At 71.3% G+C, this 22,454-nt stretch carries 21 protein-coding genes; 9 read left to right on the top strand and 12 right to left on the bottom strand.

What is annotated here, in order from left to right; translation table 11 throughout:
- Positions 1-54: 54 nt before the first annotated feature.
- The 5 genes from ABT147_RS19595 to ABT147_RS19575 all read left to right on the top strand — a co-directional run bounded on the left by ABT147_RS19595 (position 55) and on the right by ABT147_RS19575 (position 3,812).
- A complete protein-coding gene (locus ABT147_RS19595; RefSeq protein WP_351407663.1) occupies positions 55-1,263 on the top strand; it encodes a pyridoxal phosphate-dependent aminotransferase in 1,209 nt (402 codons plus the stop codon).
- Positions 1,264-1,417: 154 nt separating this feature from the next.
- Positions 1,418-1,960, top strand: coding sequence for an HAD domain-containing protein (locus tag ABT147_RS19590; protein WP_351407661.1), 543 nt, complete (start codon positions 1,418-1,420; stop codon positions 1,958-1,960).
- 41 nt (positions 1,961-2,001) lie between these two features.
- Entirely contained in the window at positions 2,002-2,601 is a 600-nt protein-coding gene (locus tag ABT147_RS19585; RefSeq protein WP_351407659.1) for a histidine phosphatase family protein, read from the top strand.
- 48 nt (positions 2,602-2,649) lie between these two features.
- Positions 2,650-3,294 (top strand): hypothetical protein, encoded by a 645-nt coding sequence (locus tag ABT147_RS19580; protein WP_351407657.1) that lies wholly within the window; start codon positions 2,650-2,652, stop codon positions 3,292-3,294.
- Between the two features lie 95 nt (positions 3,295-3,389).
- On the top strand, positions 3,390-3,812 hold the full coding sequence (locus ABT147_RS19575) for an acyl-CoA thioesterase (protein WP_351407654.1): 423 nt from the start codon (positions 3,390-3,392) through the stop codon (positions 3,810-3,812).
- 143 nt (positions 3,813-3,955) lie between these two features.
- Here ABT147_RS19575 and ABT147_RS19570 read toward each other — a convergent pair whose 3' ends face one another.
- Positions 3,956-5,647 (bottom strand): peroxidase family protein, encoded by a 1,692-nt coding sequence (locus tag ABT147_RS19570; protein ID WP_351407652.1) that lies wholly within the window; start codon positions 5,645-5,647, stop codon positions 3,956-3,958.
- A gap of 268 nt (positions 5,648-5,915) precedes the next feature.
- Between ABT147_RS19570 and ABT147_RS19565 the strand changes: the two genes are divergently transcribed.
- On the top strand, positions 5,916-6,512 hold the full coding sequence (locus ABT147_RS19565; protein ID WP_351407650.1) for a 3'-5' exonuclease: 597 nt from the start codon (positions 5,916-5,918) through the stop codon (positions 6,510-6,512).
- A gap of 193 nt (positions 6,513-6,705) precedes the next feature.
- Positions 6,706-8,904 (top strand): alpha-N-acetylglucosaminidase, encoded by a 2,199-nt coding sequence (locus ABT147_RS19560; RefSeq protein WP_351407648.1) that lies wholly within the window; start codon positions 6,706-6,708, stop codon positions 8,902-8,904.
- A gap of 176 nt (positions 8,905-9,080) precedes the next feature.
- Here ABT147_RS19560 and ABT147_RS19555 read toward each other — a convergent pair whose 3' ends face one another.
- The 10 genes from ABT147_RS19555 to ABT147_RS19510 form a co-directional block, all read right to left on the bottom strand.
- Positions 9,081-10,460 carry an 8-oxoguanine deaminase gene (locus tag ABT147_RS19555; RefSeq protein WP_351407646.1) on the bottom strand — a complete coding sequence of 460 codons (1,380 nt, stop codon included), beginning with the start codon at positions 10,458-10,460 and terminating at the stop codon, positions 9,081-9,083.
- Positions 10,461-10,482: 22 nt separating this feature from the next.
- The gene (pucL, locus tag ABT147_RS19550; RefSeq protein WP_351407644.1) at positions 10,483-11,400 is read right to left on the bottom strand and encodes a factor-independent urate hydroxylase; all 918 of its coding nucleotides are present in this window, start codon (positions 11,398-11,400) and stop codon (positions 10,483-10,485) included.
- A 2-nt stretch (positions 11,401-11,402) separates the two neighbouring features.
- On the bottom strand, positions 11,403-11,819 hold the full coding sequence (gene uraH / locus ABT147_RS19545) for a hydroxyisourate hydrolase (RefSeq protein WP_351407642.1): 417 nt from the start codon (positions 11,817-11,819) through the stop codon (positions 11,403-11,405).
- On the bottom strand, positions 11,816-12,355 hold the full coding sequence (gene uraD, locus ABT147_RS19540; RefSeq protein WP_351407640.1) for a 2-oxo-4-hydroxy-4-carboxy-5-ureidoimidazoline decarboxylase: 540 nt from the start codon (positions 12,353-12,355) through the stop codon (positions 11,816-11,818). Before uraD ends, uraH begins: the two co-directional genes overlap by 4 nt.
- A gap of 115 nt (positions 12,356-12,470) precedes the next feature.
- Complete coding sequence (locus ABT147_RS19535) at positions 12,471-12,839, bottom strand: helix-turn-helix domain-containing protein (RefSeq protein ID WP_351407637.1); 369 nt, start codon at positions 12,837-12,839, stop codon at positions 12,471-12,473.
- The gene (locus ABT147_RS19530; RefSeq protein ID WP_351407635.1) at positions 12,836-13,087 is read right to left on the bottom strand and encodes a hypothetical protein; all 252 of its coding nucleotides are present in this window, start codon (positions 13,085-13,087) and stop codon (positions 12,836-12,838) included. The genes ABT147_RS19535 and ABT147_RS19530 overlap by 4 nt, the downstream gene beginning before the upstream one ends.
- Positions 13,088-13,392: 305 nt before the next feature.
- Positions 13,393-14,013: a mycothiol-dependent nitroreductase Rv2466c family protein gene (locus ABT147_RS19525; RefSeq protein ID WP_351407633.1), complete on the bottom strand. Its 621-nt coding sequence runs from the start codon at positions 14,011-14,013 to the stop codon at positions 13,393-13,395.
- Positions 14,014-14,496: a hypothetical protein gene (locus ABT147_RS19520; protein WP_351407631.1), complete on the bottom strand. Its 483-nt coding sequence runs from the start codon at positions 14,494-14,496 to the stop codon at positions 14,014-14,016.
- Between the two features lie 136 nt (positions 14,497-14,632).
- A complete protein-coding gene (locus tag ABT147_RS19515) occupies positions 14,633-16,171 on the bottom strand; it encodes a hypothetical protein (protein WP_351407629.1) in 1,539 nt (512 codons plus the stop codon).
- Positions 16,171-17,352, bottom strand: a complete 1,182-nt coding sequence (locus ABT147_RS19510; protein WP_351407627.1) for an FAD-dependent monooxygenase — start codon at positions 17,350-17,352, stop codon at positions 16,171-16,173. The genes ABT147_RS19515 and ABT147_RS19510 overlap by 1 nt, the downstream gene beginning before the upstream one ends.
- Before the next feature lie 399 nt (positions 17,353-17,751).
- Between ABT147_RS19510 and ABT147_RS19505 the strand changes: the two genes are divergently transcribed.
- Positions 17,752-18,591, top strand: coding sequence for a TIM barrel protein (locus ABT147_RS19505; RefSeq protein WP_351407626.1), 840 nt, complete (start codon positions 17,752-17,754; stop codon positions 18,589-18,591).
- 48 nt (positions 18,592-18,639) lie between these two features.
- Positions 18,640-19,530 carry a 2-hydroxy-3-oxopropionate reductase gene (locus ABT147_RS19500; RefSeq protein ID WP_351407624.1) on the top strand — a complete coding sequence of 297 codons (891 nt, stop codon included), beginning with the start codon at positions 18,640-18,642 and terminating at the stop codon, positions 19,528-19,530.
- An 891-nt stretch (positions 19,531-20,421) separates the two neighbouring features.
- On the opposite strand, the gene gcl is transcribed toward ABT147_RS19500, so the two are convergent.
- Positions 20,422-22,206, bottom strand: a complete 1,785-nt coding sequence (gene gcl / locus ABT147_RS19495) for a glyoxylate carboligase (RefSeq protein WP_351407621.1) — start codon at positions 22,204-22,206, stop codon at positions 20,422-20,424.
- Positions 22,207-22,454 lie beyond the last annotated feature (248 nt).

Raw genomic sequence — 22,454 nt, 5'->3', positions numbered from 1 at the left:
CCAAGCACCTACTTGGTAAAACCAAGCAACACAACGAACCGGAGGGCTAGGCGCATGGAGTTCCGGCAGTCCAGCAAGCTCAGCGAGGTCTGTTACGAGATCCGCGGCCCCGTGATCGAGCACGCCAACGCACTGGAGGAGGCGGGCCACAGCGTCCTGCGCCTCAACACCGGCAACCCCGCACTCTTCGGTTTCGAGGCGCCGGAGGAGATCATCCAGGACATGATCCGGATGCTCCCGCAGGCCCACGGCTACACGGATTCACGCGGCATCCTCTCGGCCCGCCGCGCGGTCGCCCAGCGCTACCAGGACCGCGGCCTCGACGTGGACGTGGACGACGTCTTCCTCGGCAACGGCGTCTCCGAGCTGGTCTCCATGGCCGTACAGGCGCTGATCGAGGACGGCGACGAGATCCTGATCCCCGCCCCAGACTTCCCCCTGTGGACGGCGGTGACCACCCTCGCCGGCGGCAAGGCGGTCCACTACCTCTGCGACGAACAGGCCGACTGGTACCCGGACCTCGACGACATGGCGTCGAAGATCACCGACCGGACGAAAGCCGTCGTGATCATCAATCCGAACAACCCCACCGGCGCGGTCTACCCCAAGGAGATCATCGAGGGCATCCTCGACCTCGCCCGCCGCCACGGCCTGATGGTCTTCGCCGACGAGATCTACGACCAGATCCTGTACGACGACGCCGTCCACCACTCGGCCGCCGCGCTCGCCCCCGACCTGGTCGTCCTCACCTTCTGCGGGCTGTCCAAGACGTACCGCGTCGCGGGCTTCCGCTCCGGCTGGCTGGTCGTCACCGGGCCCAAGCAGCACGCCCGCAACTACCTGGAGGGCCTGACGATGCTGGCCTCCATGCGGCTGTGCGCCAACGCGCCCGCCCAGTACGCCATCCAGGCCGCGCTCGGCGGCCGCCAGTCCATCACCGACCTCACCACTCCGGGCGGTCGCCTCCACGAACAGCGCGACGTGGTGTGGGAGAAGCTCAACGAGATCCCCGGTGTGTCGTGTGTGAAGCCCAAGGGCGCCCTCTACGCCTTCCCTCGCCTCGACCCCAAGGTCCACAAGATCCACGACGACGAGAAGTTCGTCCTCGACCTGCTGCTGAGGGAGAAGATCCAGGTCGTCCAGGGCACCGGCTTCAACTGGCCCACCCCCGACCACTTCCGCATCCTCACCCTCCCGTACGCGGACGACCTGGACGCGGCGATCAGCCGCATCGGGCGGTTCCTGAGCGGGTACCGGCAGTAGCCGGAAGCATCGGAAGCAGCCGACAGCGCTCTCGGCGTCGGCGCGTACGGGAAGCGCGTACGGGACTCGTGGCGTCGGCGCGTACGCGGATCACGGCGTCGGCGTACGCGGCAGCCCGGCGTCGACGCGCCCCCGGCATGGGTAGCCCTTCCCCATGACTGACCGACCGCTCCTTCCGCTCCTTCTCCTCGATGTCGACGGCCCCCTCAACCCGTTCGGCGCCCGGTTGTGGCGTCCGCGCGGCTATGTGACCCGCCGCGTGCACCCGTCGAACTGGTCCGCACGGCAGAAACCGGGGTCGCGGCGGCTGCGCCGGGGCCTGCGGATCCGGCTCAACCCGGCGCACGGGGAGCGACTGCTCGCGCTGCCCTACGAGTTGGCGTGGGCCACGACCTGGATGCACGAGGCCAACGAGATGATCGGCCCGGTGATAGGGCTGCCGCGCGATCTGCCGGTCATCGAGTTCGGCAACCTCTTCGCCACGGAACCGGACGGGCTGTACTGGAAGACCCGGCAGGTTCTGGAGTGGGCGGCGGGACGGCCGTTCGTCTGGGTCGACGACATGATCACCGACCTCGACGTACGGCATGTGGCCGAGCACCACGACACGGCGGCGCTGCTGCTGCGGATCGATCCGCGCCGGGGGCTGCGGGAGGAGGAGTTCGCGGAGTTGGAGCGGTGGGCCCGTGCCCTGTGAGGCGCTTCGGCGCCGGTGCGGCGGGCTCGTAGCCTGGGGGCATGGGTGATCTTCTTCTTGTGCGGCACGGTGAGACCGAGTGGTCGGCGTCCGGGCAGCACACCAGCTGGACCGACATCTCACTGACGGACCACGGCCGCGAGCAGGCGCGCGGCCTCGCTCCCCTGCTCGGCTCGCACCACGTCGGCGCCGTCTTCGTCAGCCCGCTCAAGCGTGCCCGGCAGACAGCCGAACTGGCCGGGCTCGACGGGGCGCGCGTCGACGCGGATCTCGTCGAGTGGGACTACGGCGGCTACGAGGGCGTCACGACCGTCGAGATCCATCGCACCCGGCCGGACTGGTTCCTGTTCACGGACGGGGTCGCGCCCGGTCCGCCGGAGCATCCCGGGGAGAGCCCGGAGGAGGTCGGGGCGCGCGCCGACCGGATGCTGGCGAAGGCGCACGCGGCACTGGGGAACACCGAGGGGAGTGTGGTGCTGGTGGCGCACGGGCACTTCCTGCGCGTCCTCACCGCCCGCTATCTCGGTCTGCCCGCCTCCGGCGGCGCGCTGTTCCAGCTGGCCACGGGCACGGTCTGCCGGCTCGGCACGGAGCACGGCCGTCCGGTCGTCGCGGGGTGGAATGTCAGACCCGCCTCGTAGTCTTCGAGTGGGGTGACGCACAGCCGGCTCGGGGTGAGGGAGGGTGCCGTGACGCGACCGCCGACCGCCGTCCAGCGGCGGATCATCGACGCCGCCGAGCCGGTGACCGGGCGGCTGACGGGTACGGAGGCACAGCTCGCGGCGCTGGTGAAGCGGGGCCTGGCCTTCCGACATCCCCGCCCGCCGCACGACCACTTCCTGACCCCGGCCGGGCATCGCGTACGGGAGACGGCACCGGCCGAAGTCGCGGAGCCTGCGTCGGCGTCGAAGGAGAGCGCTCCCGCCGACACCGGTGTCTTCGCCGCGCGCGTCGGCGGTGAGGAGGCCGCCATCACCGGACCGGCGCGCACACGTGAGGTGCACAGCGCCTGGCAGGGGCTCCTGGAGCTGCGCCGGATGACCAACCCGGGCGGCGCCACGGACCGCCCGTGCGGCTGGGAGCGGACCCATCTGGTGCGGGCCGCCGCGCTGGCCCTGGAGTCCGCGGGCCATCGACCGGCGGAGGGGCCGGCGGGCGGCGGCTACCGCGTGCGGGCCACGCCCCAGCCGGAGGCCGTCGCCGTACGAGAGCCCGACGCGGAGGCGCTGCGGGCCTGTGCGGCGACGCTGGAGCGGGCGGGATGGCAGGTCAGCGAGCACACGGATCCCCGTACGCGGGAGCGGTATCTGCTGGCCTCCCCTCGGCGGGCCTAGCGGCATCTGCCACCTGAGCACCTGAGCACGCGGGAATCTGAGCAAGCGCTCAGTAAGCTGATCCCCGTTCCGTTCGCCTCAGACAAGGGGAAGTCATGGCCGAACCGTTTTCCGTCCCGGTGACCGTGCGCGGGTACGAGACCGATGTGCAGGGACATCTGAACCAGAGCGTGTATCTCCAGTACGGCGAGCACGCGCGCTGGTCGCTGTTGCAGGCCGCAGGGATACGTCAGGCCGATCTGATGGCGAACGGCGTCGGGCCCGTGGCGCTGGAGACGACGATCAGTTACCGGCGGGAGCTGCTGGCCGGTGACGAGGTCGAGGTGACCTGTGTCTTCGTGTGGGGTGAGGGCAAGACGTTCCGCATCGAGCAGACCGTACGCAGGACGGACGGCACCGTGGCGGCCGAGATCACCGGTGTCGGCGGGCTGATGGACCTGAAGATCCGCAAGCTGGTGGCCGACCCCCGGGAGCAGTTCCGGGCTCTGGCGAAGGACCCCACGCTGTTCGGACTGTGAGGACGTCGACCCCAGGCGGACGGCCCACGCCGTCGACCGGTCCCGCTGTCGGCCGGTCCCCGGTGTCGGCCGCCCCCGCCGTCCGGGCCACAGGCACACGCCCGTGGGCCGGACAGCGGGGTCGATGCGCGGCTTCCGGTCGCTCAGCCCAGCGGGTTGAGAAGCTCCGGGTCGTTCTCGAAGGCGAAGAGCAGCAGGTCCGTCATGGTGAACCTGCCCTTCCGGTGGGACGGAAGGCTCGGGCGCCAGCCCGGGTGCTTCACGATCGACCTGCGGCTGCCCTCGATCGCGCGGTGGAAGACCTCGGCGACGAGGGTGCCGCCGACGCCGGTGAGGCGGCCGGGGCGGGCTTCGTTCACCTCGGCCTCGCGCAGGACGTAGAACCACAGCGGGGTGTGCTCCACGACCTGGGCGCGCTCGGCGTCGGAGAGGCCCTCAAGGACGGCGCCGCCGTTGCCTTGCAGGATCTGGTCCTCCGTCAGCGGCTTGAAGCCCATCTGGGCGGCCAGCTGCGGCCCGGTGGCCAGCTCGACCATCCTGGCCCGCACGAGGTTGCGGAACGCGAGGTTGCGCTGGATCGGCGGCGGGGCCGGGCGGCCACGGCCGTCGAAGGTGCCGGTGGGCAGGGTGGACAGCGGGTCGACGAGGAGCGTGTCGAGACGCTTGGCCACATTGAACTCGGCCTCGGGCACGACCAGGTCGTCCCGGCCGATCTCGCCGAAGTCGAACAGCCGGCGGAAGTCGACGATCCAGTTGCTCGGCAGCCGCAGGAAGTCGCCGGAGTTCGGGTCGTCGAGGTCGCTGAGGTCGTCCGGGCCCGGTGTGAGGTTGCCCGCCGTGCCGCTGAACCGGAACAGCAGCCCGAGCGAGGCGATGGGGCCGGGTCCGCCCGCGCGGAACACGCTGTTCCACTGGTAGGCCCCGCGCACCATGCTGTGCCCGAGCCGGTAGGCGGCGACCGAGAACTCGATGGGCATCGTCGGCAGATCACCGGGCCGGGTGTACCCGGGCCGCTCGAAGTGCTTGCGTCCTCGGGTGAAGACCCGCTCGACGATGTCCGGGTCGACGATGCGCGGCAGGAAGTCGGTGCGCAGCACCCACTGGTAGTGCTTCACGACGATGTCCCGGGCCGCCTGGAACAGCCGGTGCTCGGGCACCCCGCGCTCGGCGAGGAGGTCGACGACGCGGTTGTGGAAGCGGATGAACGCCAGGTGGAGCTGGCCGACGGCGAGGTTCTCGTCGTTGCGCGCGTCCGGGATGAGCGGGGCGCGCTTGTCGGCCCGGGTGCCGCCGGCCGCCTCGCCGGCCCTCGGCAGGTCGAAGCCCTCGTGGTCGACGTTGGACGTCGACTCGGGCGGGAAGCCCACGCCGAGCGTGGTGCCCATCCGGAGGCGGCCGTCGGTCTCGTAGAAGCGGGCGCTGCCCGCGTGGCGCGGGCCCATGCCGTAGAGCGAGTCGAGGTCGAGGGCGGGGCTGCGGCCCTGCACCAGGTCCTCGACCGGGACGGGTTCACCCAGTCCCACCTGGGTGCGGTCCAGGGTCAGGTCGTGGTCGACGAACTGACCGAGATAGGTGAACCCGGCCGGGATCGTCTTCCCGCCGAGATCCCCCGAGTTGGGGTCGGTGCCGCCCGTGCCCGTGGTCATGGCCTCGGCCAGCTTGCCGAGCAGTGCCTCGTCGAGCTGGACTCCCTTCTCACCGAACCGGGAGAAGCGGAAGGCCAGCTGCTGCTCGGTCGCGCTCGGTACGCGCGCGACCGCGTCGCCCTTCTCGAACTCCAGGATCCGGCCCTCGTTGACGACGTAGTAGGTCTCGCGATGGTGTCGATGCACCATGTGTGTCCCCGTTCTGTCCCCCGGCTCCGCGAACGGCCACAACCGGACTTACCGGTTCTCCCCGTCGGTACCGGCCCCCACCGGACGCGAAGCGATCATTCGGATAAATCCCTGTTTCCCGACAACGTGTCGTGTACGACGCGGGGTTCCCGAACCGGGAGATCTACTCCTATTGCGGTACACACGATGTCGTACGCCGTCCGCCGGGCGTTCGCCCGCCCCCGAAATCCGGATGCGTCGCGCGGGGTTTGGACGTCATGATCGCCGTATGTCCTCACGCACGATCAAGCCCAGTCTGTACATCTCCGTCGATGTCGAGGCGGACGGGCCGATACCGGGGCCGTACTCGATGCTCAGCTTCGGCGCGGCCGTCGCGGGGCGGCAGGGCGCGGGCGGTTTCGTGGCGACCGATCCGCGGCGGCGCACCTTCTATCGCGAACTGCGGCCGATCAGCGAGGAGTTCGTGCCGGAGGCGCTGGCGGTGAGCGGCCTCGACCGTGAGAAGCTGGCGACGCAGGGGACCGAACCGGGGGCCGCGCTGCACCAGTTCAGCTCCTGGGTCCGCGAGGTCAGCGGCGACGCGCAGCCCGTGATGTGCGGCTATCCGGCCTCCTACGACTGGACGTTCCTGTACTGGTATCTGATCCGCTTCACCGGGGCGAGCCCCTTCGGGCACTCGGGGTGTCTGGACATGAAGACGCTGTACGCGACGAAGGCCGGCGTCCCGCTGCGCTCGGTCTCCAAGCGTGCGATGCCCCGGCATCTCCTCTCCCGGCGTCCGCACACCCACCACGCGCTGGACGACGCGATCGAGCAGGCGGAGCTGCTGGCGAACCTGATGGCCTGGGACGGCACGACCGCTTAGACGTCCACCGGACACCCGGGTGCCCTCCGGCGGCCACCGGACATCCGCGATGATGGGGGCCGAAGGCAGGCCGACACGCCGGGAGGAGCCATTCATGTCAGGTTCTCCCCCGTGTGGCCCTGTGTCTGCGCACAAGTGCGGTTTCGGCGGGTATTCCTCCCACGGCGTACCCCCACCGCACCCCGGAGACCTCATGCCGCTCGCCCGTCGTGCCCTGCTCGCCGCCCTCGCCGCCGGTCCCGCCGTCGCCTGTACGTCGGCCCGCGCGATCCCGTCGGACGACGCGCCCCGCGCCGACAAGGCGCTGCGCACGGCCTCGGCGGCGGCCCGGCGGCTGTTGCCGGACCACTGGCGGCAGATCACGTTCACGCAGGGGCAGGACCCGGACACCTTCCGGGTCTCGGGCGGCACCGGGCGCATCATCGTCGCCGGGGACACGCCCGCCACCCAACTCACCGGCCTGAACTGGTACTTGAGGCACATCGCGTACGCCGAGATCAACTGGGCGGGTGAGCAGACGAACCTCCTGCCGCGCGACCTGCCCGGCGTCGACGAGGCGGTCAGCCGCAAGGCGAACGTCACCCACCGCTTCGCCCTCAACGACACCAACGACGGCTACACGGGCGCGTACCTCGACTGGTCGTACTGGGAGCGCGAGCTGGACGTGCTGGCGCTGCACGGCTACAACGAGGTCCTCGTCTACGCGGGCGCGGACGCGCTGTACCACCGGGTGTTCCAGGAGTTCGGGTACACGGAGGAGGAGCTGCGGGAGTGGGTGCCGGGCCCGGCGCATCAGCCGTGGTGGCTGCTGCAGAACCTGTCAGCGTTCCCCTCCCCCGTCTCCCGACAGCTCCTGGACGCGCGAGCCACCCTCGGCCGCCGGATCGCCGACCGGGCCCGTGAGCTGGGGATGACGCCGGTGTTCCCCGGCTACTTCGGGACGGTCCCGGCCGGGTTCGCGGAGCGCGTTCCGGGGGCGCGGACCGTGCCGCAGGGCGACTGGATGGGCTTCGCCCGCCCCGACTGGCTGGACCCGCGCACGGACGAATTCGCGCGGGTGGCGGCGGCGTTCTACCGGGTGCAGGACGAGATGTTCGGCCCGTCGACGCTGTACAAGATGGATCTGCTGCACGAGGGCGGCGACCCGGGTGACGTGCCCGTCGCCGACGCGGCGAAGGGTGTCGAGCGGGCGCTCCAGCGGTCCCACCCGGGGGCCACCTGGGTGATTCTCGGCTGGCAGCACAATCCGCCGCGCGCGATCGTCGACGCCGTCGACAAGGAGCGCATGCTCGTCGTCGACGGTCTCTCCGACCGCTTCCCCACGGTCACCGACCGCGAGGCAGACTGGGGCGACACCCCGTACGCCTTCGGTTCGATCTGGAACTTCGGCGGCCACACCGCGCTCGGCGCGAACACCCCCGACTGGGCCGCGCTGTACGAGAAGTGGCGCACCAAGGACGGCAGCAAGCTGCACGGGATCGCGCTGATGCCGGAGGCGGCGGACAACAACCCGGCCGCCTTCGCCCTCTTCTCCGAACTCGCCTGGCGGGAGGGCGAGTTGGACCTGAAGACCTGGTTCGCGGAGTGGGCGCACGCCCGTTACGGCGCCCTCGACCCGCATGCCGAGGCCGCCTGGGAGATCCTGCGCCGCACCGCGTACGGCACCACTCGCGCCGACTCGTGGAGCGAGGGCGCCGACGGCCTCTTCGGCGCCCGGCCCGCACTGAACGTCGTACGGGCGGGCCGCTGGTCGCCGAAGCAACTCCGCTACAGCGCCGCCGACTTCGAGCCCGCGCTCGGTGAACTGCTGAAGGTGCGGGCCGAGTTGCGAGCATCGTCGGCCTACCGTCGGGATCTCCTCGACGTGGCCCGCCAGGCACTCTCCAACCGCAGCCGGGTCATGCTGCCGCAGATCAAGGCCGCGTACGACGCCGGCGACAAGGCCCGCTTCGACCGGCTGAGCGGTGACTGGCTCTCGCTCATGGATCTGCTGGACAAGCTGGTGGCCACCGACTCCCGTCATCTGCTGGGCCGTTGGGTCGCGGACGCCCGTTCCTGGGGTGCCAGTGGCGCCGAGCGGACGGAGCTGGCGTACGACAATCTGTCGTTGCTGACGGTGTGGGGGACGCGGGAGGGCGCGGACGCGGGGCTGCGGGACTACGCCAACCGGGAGTGGGCGGGGCTGGTCGGCGGGCTGTACCGGCTGCGCTGGTCCACGTACTTCGAGGAGCTGCGGGCCGCGCTGGCGGCCGGGCGGGCGCCGAAGAAGATCGACTGGTTCGCCCTGGAGGACCGCTGGGCACGGAACCCGGGGACGCTCGCGACCGAGCCGACCGGGGACACGTACACGGTCGCCGCACAGGTCCGGGACCGGCTCACAGCGCTCTCCTGACGGATCACAGCCCACTGCCACGGCACCCGCCCGACGCTCTCCGTCGGTGGGCGGGGCCGGGCGGGCGCCGTCTCCGGGGCGCGCACGCTCATGCGCGCCCCGGAGACGGCTGCCGTGGACCTCGCGGGTCCACGGCTCTGGCCGAGGGCCGTCCCCCTCGGCCAGAGTTCAGCGGGTCAGGCCCCGGCGGCGATCCGCGCCAGCCGCCGGGCCTCTTCCCGTGTCGAGCGGGCGATCGCTTCCTCGTCGACGTGCAGCAGACGGCCGTGCTCCACGATCTGCCGGCCGTTCACGAACGACGCCGTCACCGGGGCCGCCGCGCCGAAGACCAGGGCGGTCACCGGGTCGGCGATCGACGCGTGGGCGAGGGTGTCGAGCTTCCAGAGGACGAGGTCGGCGAGCTTGCCCGCCTCCAGGGAGCCGATCTCGCCCGCCCGGCCCAGGACTTGGGCGCCGCCGAAGGTGCCGAGCCGCAGCGCCTGACGGGCGTTGAGGGCGGCCTCGCGGTGGGTGCCGAGGCGGTTGATGAGGAGCGCGTTGCGCAGCTCGGTGTGGAGTTCACCGGACTCGTTGGACGCGGTGCCGTCGACACCGAGGCCGACCGGGACACCGGCGGCCAGCATGTCCGGGACGCGGGCGATGCCCGCCGCCAGCCGGGCGTTGGACGAGGGGCAGTGGGCGACCCCCGTCCTCGTACGGGCGAAGGCCTCGATGTCGGAGTCGTTCATATGGACGCAGTGGGCCATCCACACGTCCTCCCCGAGCCAGCCCGTCGACTCGAAGTAGTCGGTCGGGCCCATGCCGAACAGCTCGTGGCAGAACTTCTCCTCCTCGACCGTCTCCGAGCCGTGCGTGTGCAGCCGTACGCCGAGGCGGCGGGCCAACTCGGCGCCCTCACGGAGCAGTTCGGTGGAGACGGAGAAGGGGGAGCAGGGGGCGACGGCGATCTGGGTCATCGCGCCGAAGGAGGCGTCGTGGTGCTGCTTGACGGTCTCCTCGGTGGCGGCGAGGGCGCCCTCCAGGGTCTCGACGGCGAAGTCCGGGGGCAGTCCGCCGTCCTTCTCGCTGCGGTCCATGGAGCCACGGGCAAGCGTGAAGCGGACGCCCATCTCGCGGGCCGCCCGGATGATCGAGCCCGACAGGTCGCCGGAGCCGCGCGGAAAGACGTAGTGGTGGTCCATGGCCGTGGTCACACCGCCGCGGGCCATCATGCCCAGCGAGCCCTGGGCCGCCGCGTACGTCATGCGCTCGTCGATGCGCGCCCAGGTCGGGTAGAGCGCGACGAGCCAGTCGAAGAGGTTGTGGTCGGTGGCCAGGCCCCGGGTGATCCACTGGTAGAAGTGGTGGTGGGTGTTGACCAGTCCGGGGGTCACGAGATGGCCGGTGGCGTCGATGCGCCGTACGACGTCCGTCAGGCCCTCGGGGGCGCTGCCCGCGCCGAGCGACTCGATGCGGTCATCGGCGATGACGACATGGCCGGTGGCGTACTCGGTGTCCTGGGCGTCGACGGTGGCGAGGGAACAGTTCTCGATGACGGTGCGCTGAGCGGCTGCCATGGTTCGTCCTTCAGAAGGCTGTTCAGAGGTTGGTGAGGTCCGCCGGGATCGTCGCCTCGCATCCGTCCCGCAGGACGGTGGCCTCGATCAGGCCGTAGGGGCGGTCGGCGGCGAAGTACACCTCGTTGTCGTTCTTGAGGCCGAACGGGGCCAGGTCCACCAGGAAGTGGTGCTTGTTCGGGAGGGAGAAGCGGACCTCGTCGATCTCGTCGCGGTGGTCGATGATCCGCGCGCCCATCTGGTACAGGGTCTGCTGGAGCGAGAGCGAGTACGTCTCCGCGAAGGCCCGGAGCAGGTGCTGCTTCACCTGCCCGTAGGACGCGTCCCAGTCGGGCATCTCCTGTGTGTCGTCGGCCCAGTTGAAGCGCCAGCGGGCGGAGACGTCGGTGGCGAGGATGCGGTCGTGCGCCTCGGGCAGGGTCGTGTACTTGTCCTTGACGTAGCCCCAGAACTCGGAGTCGGTCGAGTTCATGACCGTGAGGTCCTTGAGGCCGGAGACGACCTCCCACGACGAGCCGTCGTACGTGATCTGGGTCAGCCGGGTCTCCTGGCCCGTCCGGACGAAGGAGTGCGCGCCCTCGTTGCCGTGCTCGACACGCTCCCAGGAGTACTCCTCGATCCGGATGCGGGCCCGGTGGATGGCCGGCTGGGAGGTCACGAAGTGCCGGGCGAGGTGGATGCCGAACTGCTCGGCGGACTCGATGCCGTGCTCCTTGGCGAAGGCGTACACCGTGTTCTTGGTGGTGTCCGTCGGCAGGACGTTGGCGTTCGAGCCGGAGAGGTGGACCTCCTCCATGTCGCCGCTCAGCGACACGGAGACGTTCAGGTCCTTGATGTGGTGGGTGGCGCCGTCCCGCGTGATCCTGACGACTCGGTTCTCGGCCTTGCCGTACTGGTTCTGTCCCAGCACAGGGCGGGCAGGGCGGGAATGGTCGGGCATAGCTAGCTCCCTCGGTATACGGAGTAGCCGAACGGGTTGAGCAGCAGCGGCACGTGGTAGTGCTCGCCGGGCGTCACCGCGAAGGTGATGACGACCTCGGGGAAGAACACGGCACCGCTGTCCCGGTTCGCGGGGGCGTCCTGCTGCGCATCGGCTTGCTCGATCGCGGACTTCTCGATCGCGGACTTTTCGAGATACGGCTCGACCTCGAAGTCGAGCCGCACGTGGGTCGTGCCCTCCGGCGGTGCCGGAAGGTCCTTGCAGCGGCCGTCGGCGTCGGTCGCGGAGCCGCCGAGCGCCTGCCAGTCCGCTTCACGGCCGCTGCGGGCGGCGAGGCGGACGGCGACGCCCTGGGCGGGGCGGCCGACGGAGGTGTCCAGGATGTGCGTGGACACCGAGGCGGTCGTGCTGGTGCTCATGAGCGGGCTTCCTCTTCGACGTCGGCTTCGACGAGCCGGGCCAGGCGGATGCGGTTGATCTTGCCCAGTTCGGTGCGGACGATCTCGCGTTCCCGCTCCGGCGCGTTGCCGAGCCGGTCCCTGACCGCGTCGCGCATCTGCTCGCCGGTGCGGCCGGTGGCGCAGATCAGGAAGACATGGCCGAACTTCTCCTGGTAGGCCAGGTTCAGTTCGAGCATCTCCGCCTTCAGCGCGTCGGAGGCGCCGGCCATCCCGCGCTGTTCACGGGCCGAGGTCGGGTCACCCGGCTTGGGGCGGCCGATCGGCGGATGTCCGGCCATCGCCTCCGCCAGATCCCCGGCGGTCAGCTCCGCCATGGCCGCGTCACTGGCGGCGAAGAGGTCCTCCACGGTGGCGTACGGGCGGCCGGAGAGGAGACCGCGCCCCCATTCCGCCGAGGCGCACACCTCGTGGAGCGCCGCGGTGGCCGCGTGCTCCTCCAGGGTGTTGAGACGGGCGAGGCCCGGTGTCGAAGAACGCGAAGAGCGCGAAGTCACGGGAGCCTCCGTGGCCGTGGTGCTGGACTGGCTACGGCAAGCTAACGCCCCGCGACGACGCCACGTCAACAGTTTGTTGAAAAATCGCGGTTACGGCGAGGCGCCGGGCAGCCGCTCAGGCCTCTTTCTCGCGGTTGAGGTAGTTGTAGACGGTGAAGCGGCTGACGCCGAGCGCGCTCGCGACGGTCTCCACGCCATGGCGCACGGAGAAGGCGCCGCGCGCCTCCAGTATCCGTACGACCTCCTGCTTGGCCTTGCGGTCGAGGTCGGCGAGCGGTTTGCCCTTCTGGCGCTCCATCGCGGCCAGGATGTGATCCAGCGACTCGGCGAGCTGCGGCAGGCGTACGGCGACGACGTCGGCGCCCTCCCAGGAGAGGACGACATCGTCGGGGCCGGCCTCGCCGGGCGGCAGCATGACCCCGCCCATGGCGTCGACCAGCGGCTTGACGGCCGCGACGAAGGGCTCGTCACCGGCGCCGGTCACGCGCCGCCCTCCCCGATCACATTGATCTGGAGCGAGATCCGGGTGGCGCCGGACTCCAGGGTCCGGCGCAGCAGGGTGTCCACGGCGGTGAGTACGGCGTCGGCGCCCCCCTCCGCCGTGTTGCCGAACGGGCCGACGTCCACCGCGTCCAGCTCGGCCGCCTCGACGACCTCACGGGCCACGAGCGCGTGCTCCGGGGCCTCGTCGAGGTCGAAGGGTTCGGTCGTGAACTCCACTCGCAATCGCATCGTGCCCCCAGAACACACCCATGACCTGCGCCATTACCCGGGTCCCTCGCTGCGAGGGCTCATCGGGGCACCACGGGAAACGCGTCGGTCGACCGCTGCACAGCCGCGATGCGCCCCAGGCCGACCCTAGCCGACCAGGGCATACCTCCGCCCACTGCCGCACGGACGCACTGCCGCACGGACGCACTGCCGCACGGACGCACTGCCGCACGGACGCACTGCCGCACGGACTCACTGCCGCACGGACTCACTGCCGCACTGCCGCACTGCCGCACTGCTTCGGCATCCCGCGTCGGCGTGCCGCGTCAGTCGGTCATGTCGAACCGGGGTTCCTCGCTCCGGGGGCGCTTGATCTCGTGGAAGCCCGGAACGGCGGCCAGCATCAGGAAGCCGTCCCACAACCGCCCGGCGGCCTCCCCGGTGGGAGCGGGGGAGACGACCGGGCCGAAGAAGCCGACCCGTTCGCCGCCGGGCCCGTCGACCGACACGACCGGGGTGCCGATGTCGGCACCGGCCAGAGCGAGGGCGCGCGCGTGCGAGGACCGGATCGCGGCGTCGTACACGGTGGACTCGGCGACCCGCGCGATCTCCTCCGGCAGCCCGGCATCCGCCAGGGCCCCTTCGAGGTCGCCCCAGTCGCCCCGGAGGTGGAAGCGGGTGCCCATCGCGGTGAGGAGATCGCCGAGCGCCCGCTGACCGAAGCGGTCCTCCACCGCCGCGCAGACCCGCACCGGGGCCCACATGTAGTCCTCCCACTCGCCCTCGGGGTGGTCGTCCCGGTGTTCGTTGAGCACCGACAGACTCATCAGCCGCCAGCGGACGGTCACCGGCCGCACCTTGGTGACCTCGGTCATCCACCGCGAACTGATCCATGTGTAGGGGCAGACGGGGTCGAACCAGAAGTCGGCGGTGAATTCCCCGGTCATCTAGCGGTGTCCGCCGACAGTGCCGGCAGTCGGGCGCACACGGGACCGACCGGCCGCCACGATCCCCGCCGGCGCGACGGCGCAGGCCGCCGATGCCGCCGCCGTCACCCGAACCCCCTGCGGCACGTCGTCCACCGCTCTGCGCTCCCCGTCCTCCATGACGCACACGGTGCTCAGGGTGTGGAAGTGGACCTCGTAGTCCACCGCCCCCTTCACCTGGGCCCGGCACGGGTGGTCGTAGGGGAAGGGGGCCGAGTCCGCCCCACCGTCCTGCGCCACGGTCACGGTCGACATCAGCTGGACGGCCCCCCACGCGTAGAAGGCCGTGGCCGAGGCCGCGCAGGCGAAGGAGACGGCGACGACGACGCGGCGCCATCCGGTCCAGTGTCTGTTCCCCGGCAGGGCGACCCCGAGGCACCGGAGCAGGAAGAACAGGACCAGCGCGATGGCGGCGATGCACACCACCGGTATGAAGAGGATCACCCGACTGCCCTTTCCGCACCCACGCCCGCACCCACGCCCGCACCTGCACCCGCACCCGCACCCGCACCCGATGTCAACTACGGAGTGGATCACGAAAGTTGAGGTGCCACAGCGAATTATCCGGCCGGACGACCCGTCAGTTCTCGGCCTTCGCCGACGCCTCGGCGCAGAGGTAGGGGCGTGCGAGCAGCAGGCCGGTGCCGGTCATGGCGATGCCGAAGTAGACCGGCGCGAGGTGGAGGAGGTCGGTGTAGTGGATCGCGCCGTGCACCACGACAGCCGGCAGGAACCCGGCGGCCGACGCCGCGGCCAGGGTCCAGAACACCCAGGCCTCACCGCGCCGCCAGCCCCACGCGCTGAGCAGCGTGATGGCCACGGCGGCGGACATCAGGGCGCCGCCGAACCCGGCCCGGTCGTGGGCGACGAACGGCACGAGCCGGGGGTTCACGGTCTCCAGCGTCTGCGCGTCGGCGCCCAGGAAGGTCAGATCGCTCGGCACGAAGACACCGGTCAGACCGACCACCGAGATCACCGCCCCGCCGACGAACAGCCCGGTCCCCGTGACGATCAGCAGCAGCTGGCCGACCAGCGCCCGTCGGCGCTCCGGCTCCGGCCCCTCGGGTTCCCGGCGCCATCGCGGTGTGTGCGGGGTCCGGCGGACCCCGGCCACGAACATCGGGAACAGCACGAGGGTGGTGGCCGTGTGCAGGGGTTCCACGAAGCCGGTGGCCAGGAAGTAGAACAAGGTGGGGAAGCCGATGGCACCGGAGAGCAGATACACCTCGCGGGCCCAGGGCCGGCCGCGTCGGATCCCGCCCACGGCGAGGCCGGTGTAGACGGCGCCGATCGCGATCATCGTGCCGGCCATGGTGATCCGGTCGTGCTGGAGGAAGTGCACGAGGTGGTGGTTGGCGGCATGCAGTTCACGCAGCGTCATGCCGAGGTAGTCGCGGTCGTACCAGAGCAGCACCGGCCCGAGCGTGATCGCGGCGGCACCGAGTCCGGCGCCCGTCATTCCGAGCCCGACGAGCAGCGCCCACCACCAGGCGGGCCAGCGGCGGGGGTCGCGGCCGACGTCCCGTAGCGCCGGGGCGGGCGCGGTGGGCGTGGCCGCCTCGGTGACGCGTTGGAACCAGCCGGGTCCGGCCGCTACGAGCACCTCGGGCCGGGCGAGCACGACGGTGCCCGGCTCTTCGAGCGCGGCGGCAGCGGCGGTGACCGACGGGTCGGACGTATGGACCACCTGGGGCTCGTCACCGCTGGTGAACCCGTCGACGTACGGCTTGAGGGCGGCCTCGGCCTCCGGGTCGCAGGCGCGCACGACCAGCGGGATCGAACGGCCTGCGGCAGCCTCGCGTACGGTCTCGGCGTCGGCCGCCGAGACGGGGGCCACCTCGACGACACCGGCCCCGAGCGGGGGCATGGCGCGTACCGCGTCGCGGGCGAGCGAGGGCGGGACGGTGATGCCGAGGCGGACGGTCACGGGCACACCGGCGAGTTCGCCGGCGAGGTGCTCGGGCGGATGGCGGTGGCCGAACCCCCGGGCGATCAGCCGGGCGCCGGCGGGCCGGGAGCCGATCGAGGCCAGCAGCCGCAGCGCGGCGCGCTGTGAACGGTGTCGGCCGAGGACGGCGGCGGCCGGGCCGCGCAGCGGGTGATACGTCCAGTCCGGCATCAGTGGCCCTCGTCCTTCGTCGCGGTCACCTGGGCGCCGGGCGCGGTCCAGCCGAGCACCGGCGTCATGGAACGCAGCGTCGCCCAGGTCGGCGTGAGCCGGGCGGCCGTGTCGCGCAGCAGCACCGCCGGCGGCCACGACAGCTGGCCGATCGCGCCCAGCCGGGCGGAGCGGCGCGTGACGGCCCGGGTCCGGGGGCGGCGCAGCAGGTCGTACGAGCGCAGCGCGGCGGTGACGTCCGGGGTGCCGTCGAGGCAGTGGGCGAGGGTGACCGCGTCCTCCAGCGCCTGGCACGCGCCCTGGCCCAGGTTGGGGGTCATGGCATGGGCCGCGTCGCCGAGGAGCGCGACCCGGCCTCGTACGAAGGAGGGCAGCGGCGGCAGGTCGTAGAGGTCGTGCCGGAGGACCGTGTCCGCGGGGACGGCGGCGAGCAGGGCCGGGATGGGGTCCGGCCAGGACGCGAAGCGGCGCAGCAGTTCGGCGTACTCGGACGAGGCCGAGGCCGTTCCCGCCGGCAGCGACGCGGTCGCGAAGCAGTACATCCGTCCGCCCGGCAGGGCCGTGTAGCCGAACCTCTCCCCGCGGCCCCAGGTCGCCGCGCCCTCGGCGGGCGGCTGGGCGAGGGGCTCGGTGACCATGCGCCAGGCCGTGTAGCCGGCGTACCGGGGTCCGGCCGCGTCGGGCCACAGGGCGCGGCGGACCGCGCTGCGCAGCCCGTCGGCACCGATCACCAGGTCGGGCCGGGACTCGCCCCCGCGGTGATCGACGACCGGGCCGTGGCCGTCGTCGCGGACCGCGGACACCTCGCTGTCCGGGCGCAGGCTGTCGGCGGGCAGCGCCTCGGTGAGCGCGCGCAGCAGGTCCGCGCGGTGCAGGACCGTCAGCGGACGGCCGAAGCGGCGCGCCAGCTCGCCGTTGTCCGTACGGGACAGCCAGCGGCCCCGGCGGTCGCGTACCCCGCCTGCGGTCTCGACGGCGCCGAGTGCCCGGACGGTGTCGGCCAGGCCGAGCGCATCGAGGGCGTGGAGGGCGTTCGGCCACAGGGAGATGCCGGCGCCGATCTCGGTGAACTCCGGGGCGCGTTCCAGCACTTCGACGCGCCAGCCCCGGCGGTGCAGGGCGATGGCCGCCGCGAGGCCGCCGATCCCGCCGCCGACGATGGTCACGGCGCGCTGCGGCATGGGTCCTCGCTCTGGTCCGGGGGCGCCGCCCCCGGTCGAGTGGCCGTCGATCCGGTGCCTGTGCGGCATGCGACATGACGCAGGTCCGGCTGAGCAGCGCCCCATGGCAACATGTCGACAGTCGCCTGTCAATGCGGTGACTCCCGTCGGCCGTGGCGGAGTTCTGGTCGCCACGTCGCCACAGGGTGCGCGCTTCCGGCGCGGCTTCGTCGCCTCACGCGCTCTCGCGCGGGCCTCTCCCTCTCTCCCCCTCTCACGTGCGGTGCCGTTTTCCACCGAGCCCTCTTGACAAGCTCCGACGCACAGCGGCAGTCTTCCATTAAGCAGAAAGCAACTTCCATAATACGGAAAACAGTCAAACAGTCGAGGGAATACTCGGAAGGGAGCGCCTGAGGCCCCATGGGATTCGCAGAGCAGCGCTACAACGTCAACCTGTCGATCCTCTTCACGGAACTCCCGCTCCTGGAGCGCCCCGCGGCCGCCGCCGCGGCGGGCTTCACCGCGGTCGAGCTGTGGTGGCCCTGGGTCGACTCCCCCACCCCCGCGCGGTCCGAACTCGACGCCCTGCGGGGCTCGCTCACGGACGCGGGCGTCCGGCTGACCGGGCTGAACTTCTACGCCGGACAGCTGCCCGGCCCGGACCGGGGCGCCCTGTCGATCCCGGGTGCGGAGTCGGAGCGGTTCCGCGCCAACATCGACGTGGTCGCGGAGTTCGCCGAGTCCGTCGGCTGCACCGCGCTCAACGCCCTGTACGGCAACCGTGTCGCCGGTGTGGACCCGGCCGAGCAGGACGCGCTCGCGCTGCGGAACCTGGTCCTGGCGGCGCGGGCGGCCGACCGGATCGGCGCGACCCTGCTGATCGAGGTCCTGAACAAGGTGGAGTCGCCGCTCTACCCGCTGGTGTCGGCCCCGGCCGCCGTCGGCGTCGTCGACCGGGTCAACGAGGCGTCGGGCCTCGGCAACGCGCGCTTCCTGATGGACCTCTACCACCTGTCCATGAACGGCGAGGACCTGCCGCGGGTGATCGCCGAGTACGCCGCGAAGACCGGCCATGTGCAGATCGCCGACAACCCCGGGCGCGGTGCCCCCGGCACTGGGACCGTCCCGCTGGAGGACCTCCTCGACCAGCTGGGCAAGGCCGGTTACGAGGGTCTGGTCGGCCTGGAGTACAAGCCGGGCGACCGGCCGAGCGCCGAGGCCTTCGGATGGCTCCCCCGAGAGGCCCGAGCGACGCGCTGAGCGCCCACCCCACCGACGTAGCAGAGCAGTCAGAGAGGCACCCTCACCATGAGCACTCTTCCCAAGGTCGCGTGGATAGGCCTCGGCATCATGGGCTCCCCCATGTCCGAGAACCTGATCAAGGCGGGTTACGACGTCACGGGCTTCACCCTGGAGCGGGACAAGCTCGACCGGCTGGCCGCCGCCGGCGGGACCCCGGCGGCCTCCCTCGCCGAGGCCGTGCGGGACGCCGACGTCGTCATCACGATGGTGCCCGCCTCCCCGCAGGTCGAGGCCGTCGCGTACGGCCCCGACGGCATCCTGGAGAACGCCCGGCCCGGCGCCCTGCTGATCGACATGTCGTCCATCACCCCGCAGACCTCGATCGACCTCGCGAAGGCCGCGAAGGAGAAGGGCATCCGGGTGCTGGACGCCCCGGTGTCCGGCGGTGAGGCGGGCGCGATCGAGGCCGTGCTGTCCATCATGGTCGGCGGCGAGCAGGCCGACTTCGCCGAGGCCCAGCCGGTGTTCGAGGCGCTCGGCAGGACGATCGTGCTGTGCGGCCCGCACGGCTCGGGGCAGACGGTGAAGGCCGCGAACCAGCTGATCGTCGCCGTGAACATCCAGGCATGCGCCGAGGCCGTGGTCTTCCTGGAGAAGTCGGGCGTGGACCTGAAGGCGGCGCTCGACGTCCTGAACGGCGGCCTCGCCGGCTCGACCGTGCTGACCCGCAAGAAGGACAACTTCCTGAACCGGGACTTCAAGCCGGGCTTCCGTATCGACCTGCACCACAAGGACATGGGCATCGTCACCGACGCCGCCCGCACCGTGGGCGCCGCGCTGCCCGTCGGCGCCGTGGTGGCCCAGCTGGTCGCCTCGCTGCGCGCCCAGGGCGACGGCGGCCTCGACCACTCGGCCCTGCTGCGGGCCGTGGAGCGCCTCTCCGGCGCCCTGGTCTGAGGCGGGCACCTCCCCCAACTTCCGGTCCGCGGCGGCGCCGACATCTGTCCTGTCGCGCCCAGGCGCCGCCGCGGGCCGGAACCACCGTCCCGGGTACGCCGACTTCCTGAGGGGTGTCGGCGGGCGCACCGTGATGTGCGTACGACTCCCGACGGTGAGTGAGGGTCTGGCCGACGCCCGTGGCGTGGGCGAACGCCCCTCCCCGGCGATCGACTTCAACCATTCCCGAACGGCGTCCGGTCCCTGGTGGACACCCATCAGCCACCGGACGCACCGCCCGCGACCGTTTCCGACCGACCCGGATGAGGGGTGAGCGTCGGTCACACGCGGGCAGGGCCCGGACCGCGGCGGCGACGCGCGCCAGTGCGGTGGTGAAGGCTCCGGTCCGTGTCTCGACATGAGGGACACGGAACCGGTGCCGCCGCGACCGCCGTGGTCCGGGCCCGTTGTCCGACCGTCCGATCACCGGCCACGGTCGCGGCGCCCTGCCTACGCAAGCGTGCGTAGACCGTCTACGGAACCCTCAAATCAACCTCTGAACCCGTGCGTGAGGGCTTCAACCACCCCTGGGTCAGGGCACATTCTCGACACACGAGGCCCGCCGGCACGGGGGCGGCGGGCCTCGAACGGGGGAAGCTCCCACGGGGGAAATCGGGGGCACGGGGGAAACGGGGGCCCGGTGGTCGGGGGACGACCGGGGAACGGGGGAAACGAGGACCCGGTGGTCGGGGGACAACCGGGAAACGGGGGAAACGGGGGCCCGGAAGTCGGGGGACAACCGGGGAACGGGGGAGGCCGTCGGCGGCGTGACCTCGCACGGCTCGCGTCGTGCGAGGTCACGCCGCCGCAGGGCTTCCCCTCCCCCTTCTCCTCCCGCCCCGCTTCTCCCCGTCAGCCCCGCAACGCCCTGATGGATGTGGGCGCGTGCCCCGGCTCGGTCGCGATCTCCTCGAACTCGACCACGTTGCCGATGTCGTTCGTCGTGGACATCGAGATATTGGTGACGCGCTCCAGGATCGCCTCGACGACCACCGGCACCCGGTACTCCGCCGCGAGCTTCTTCGCCTGTTCGAAGGCGGCGCCCAGCTCGGCCGGGTCGGTCACCCGGATCGCCTTGCAGCCCAGCCCCTCGGCCACCTTGACGTGGTCGACGCCGTAGACGCCCAGCTCGGGCAAGTTGACGTTCTCGAACTCCAGGTTGACCTGGAAGTCGATGTCGAACGCGCGCTGGGCCTGGCGGATGAGACCCAGATAGGAGTTGTTGACCAGGACATGGACGTACGGGATGCGGTGCTGCGCCCCGACCGCCAGCTCCTCGATCATGAACTGGAAGTCGTAGTCGCCGGACAGGGCGACGACGGACGCCTCCGGGTCGGCCTTCGCCACGCCGAGCGCCGCCGGGACCGTCCAGCCGAGCGGGCCCGCCTGGCCGCAGTTGATCCAGTGGCGGGGGCGGTAGACGTGCAGCATCTGGGCGCCGGCGATCTGGGAGAGGCCGATGGTGGAGACGTACCGGGTCTCGGGGCCGAAGGCCTTGTTCATCTCCTCGTAGACGCGCTGCGGCTTGATCGGGATGTCGTCGAAGTGCGTACGGCGCTGGAGCCGGGCCCTGCGGTCCTGCGCGTCGGCCGCCCAGGCGGAGCGGTCCGGCAGTCGGCCCTCGGCCTTCAACTCCCTTGCCACCGCCACGAACAGCTCGAGGGCGGCCTTGGCGTCGGACGCGATGCCGTAGTCGGGGGCGAAGATCCTGCCGATCTGGGTGGGCTCGATGTCGACGTGGACGAACTTCCGTCCGGCCGTGTAGACGTCCAGTTTCCCGGTGTGCCGGTTGGCCCAGCGGTTGCCGATGCCGAGGACGAAGTCGGACTCCAGGAAGGTCGCGTTGCCGTAGCGGTGCGAGGTCTGGAGGCCGACCATGCCGGCGTTCAGTTCGTGGTCGTCGGGCAGAACGCCCCAGCCCATGAGGGTGGGGACGACCGGGACACCCGTCAACTCGGCGAATTCCACGAGGAGTTCACTCGCGTCCGCGTTGATGACCCCGCCGCCCGCGACGATCAGCGGGCGCTCCGACGCGTTCAGCAGCCCGATCGCCTTCTCGATCTGGGCACGGGTCGCGGCCGGCTTGTACACCGGGAGCGGCTCGTAGGTGTCCGGGTCGAACTCGATCTCGGTGAGCTGGACGTCGACGGGCAGGTCGACGAGGACGGGCCCGGGGCGCCCGGAGCGCATCAGGTGGAAGGCCTTCTGGAAGACGCCTGGGACCTGCGCGGCCTCCAGGACGGTGACGGCCATCTTGGTGACCGGCCCCGCGATGGAGGCGATGTCGACCGCCTGGAAGTCCTCCTTGTGGATCACGGCCGTGGGTGCCTGGCCCGTGACGCAGAGGATCGGGATCGAGTCACCGATGGCCGAGTAGAGCCCGGTGATCATGTCGGTCCCGGCGGGCCCCGAGGTGCCGACGCAGACACCGATGTTGCCGGGGTGGGTGCGGGTGTAGCCCTCGGCCATGTGCGAGGCGCCCTCGACATGCCGGGCGAGGGTGTGCTGGATGCCGCCGGAGGCCTTCAGGGCCGCGTAGAAGGGGTTGATCGCGGCGCCGGGGACACCGAACGCGTCACGGACCCCTTCGCGCTTGAGGATCTCGACTGCCGCGCGGGCAGCGGTCATACGAGCCATTGCGTACTCCTGCTTCAGCTGCCGGACTCGCGCTCCCGTCGCGCCCCGCGGTGAGCACTTCCGTGATCTCGACGGTTGACCTTCCGCGTTCCAGAACCCTGTTCTGATTCCGCATTACGGAAGTTACTTTCTACTATCTGGAAGCAATGTAGGGGGCGGGGTAAGGAGCGTCAAGGACGTGGGCCGGGGAATCCCCCTGGGCACTCGGGGTGTTTCCCTGCCGGAACAGCCCTGGCTGGAGGACGATG

The sequence above is a fragment of the Streptomyces sp. NPDC001868 genome (assembly GCF_040297125.1).
Taxonomy (GTDB): domain Bacteria; phylum Actinomycetota; class Actinomycetes; order Streptomycetales; family Streptomycetaceae; genus Streptomyces.
Note: the sequence above shows the minus strand (reverse complement) of the source record. Positions and strands in the feature narration are given on the sequence as shown.

What these genes read in the sequence shown, in the direction of transcription:
- ABT147_RS19595 (WP_351407663.1), top strand. Translation starts at nt 55, where the DNA reads ATGGAGTTCCGGCAGTCCAGCAAGCTCAGCGAGGTCTGTTACGAGATC.
- ABT147_RS19590 (WP_351407661.1), top strand. Translation starts at nt 1,418, where the DNA reads ATGACTGACCGACCGCTCCTTCCGCTCCTTCTCCTCGATGTCGACGGC.
- ABT147_RS19585 (WP_351407659.1), top strand. Translation starts at nt 2,002, where the DNA reads ATGGGTGATCTTCTTCTTGTGCGGCACGGTGAGACCGAGTGGTCGGCG.
- ABT147_RS19575 (WP_351407654.1), top strand. Translation starts at nt 3,390, where the DNA reads ATGGCCGAACCGTTTTCCGTCCCGGTGACCGTGCGCGGGTACGAGACC.
- ABT147_RS19570 (WP_351407652.1), bottom strand. Translation starts at nt 5,647, where the DNA reads ATGGTGCATCGACACCATCGCGAGACCTACTACGTCGTCAACGAGGGC.
- ABT147_RS19565 (WP_351407650.1), top strand. Translation starts at nt 5,916, where the DNA reads ATGTCCTCACGCACGATCAAGCCCAGTCTGTACATCTCCGTCGATGTC.
- ABT147_RS19560 (WP_351407648.1), top strand. Translation starts at nt 6,706, where the DNA reads ATGCCGCTCGCCCGTCGTGCCCTGCTCGCCGCCCTCGCCGCCGGTCCC.
- ABT147_RS19555 (WP_351407646.1), bottom strand. Translation starts at nt 10,460, where the DNA reads ATGGCAGCCGCTCAGCGCACCGTCATCGAGAACTGTTCCCTCGCCACC.
- pucL (WP_351407644.1), bottom strand. Translation starts at nt 11,400, where the DNA reads ATGCCCGACCATTCCCGCCCTGCCCGCCCTGTGCTGGGACAGAACCAG.
- uraH (WP_351407642.1), bottom strand. Translation starts at nt 11,819, where the DNA reads ATGAGCACCAGCACGACCGCCTCGGTGTCCACGCACATCCTGGACACC.
- ABT147_RS19530 (WP_351407635.1), bottom strand. Translation starts at nt 13,087, where the DNA reads ATGCGATTGCGAGTGGAGTTCACGACCGAACCCTTCGACCTCGACGAG.
- ABT147_RS19525 (WP_351407633.1), bottom strand. Translation starts at nt 14,013, where the DNA reads ATGACCGGGGAATTCACCGCCGACTTCTGGTTCGACCCCGTCTGCCCC.
- ABT147_RS19515 (WP_351407629.1), bottom strand. Translation starts at nt 16,171, where the DNA reads ATGCCGGACTGGACGTATCACCCGCTGCGCGGCCCGGCCGCCGCCGTC.
- ABT147_RS19510 (WP_351407627.1), bottom strand. Translation starts at nt 17,352, where the DNA reads ATGCCGCAGCGCGCCGTGACCATCGTCGGCGGCGGGATCGGCGGCCTC.
- ABT147_RS19505 (WP_351407626.1), top strand. Translation starts at nt 17,752, where the DNA reads ATGGGATTCGCAGAGCAGCGCTACAACGTCAACCTGTCGATCCTCTTC.
- ABT147_RS19500 (WP_351407624.1), top strand. Translation starts at nt 18,640, where the DNA reads ATGAGCACTCTTCCCAAGGTCGCGTGGATAGGCCTCGGCATCATGGGC.
- gcl (WP_351407621.1), bottom strand. Translation starts at nt 22,206, where the DNA reads ATGGCTCGTATGACCGCTGCCCGCGCGGCAGTCGAGATCCTCAAGCGC.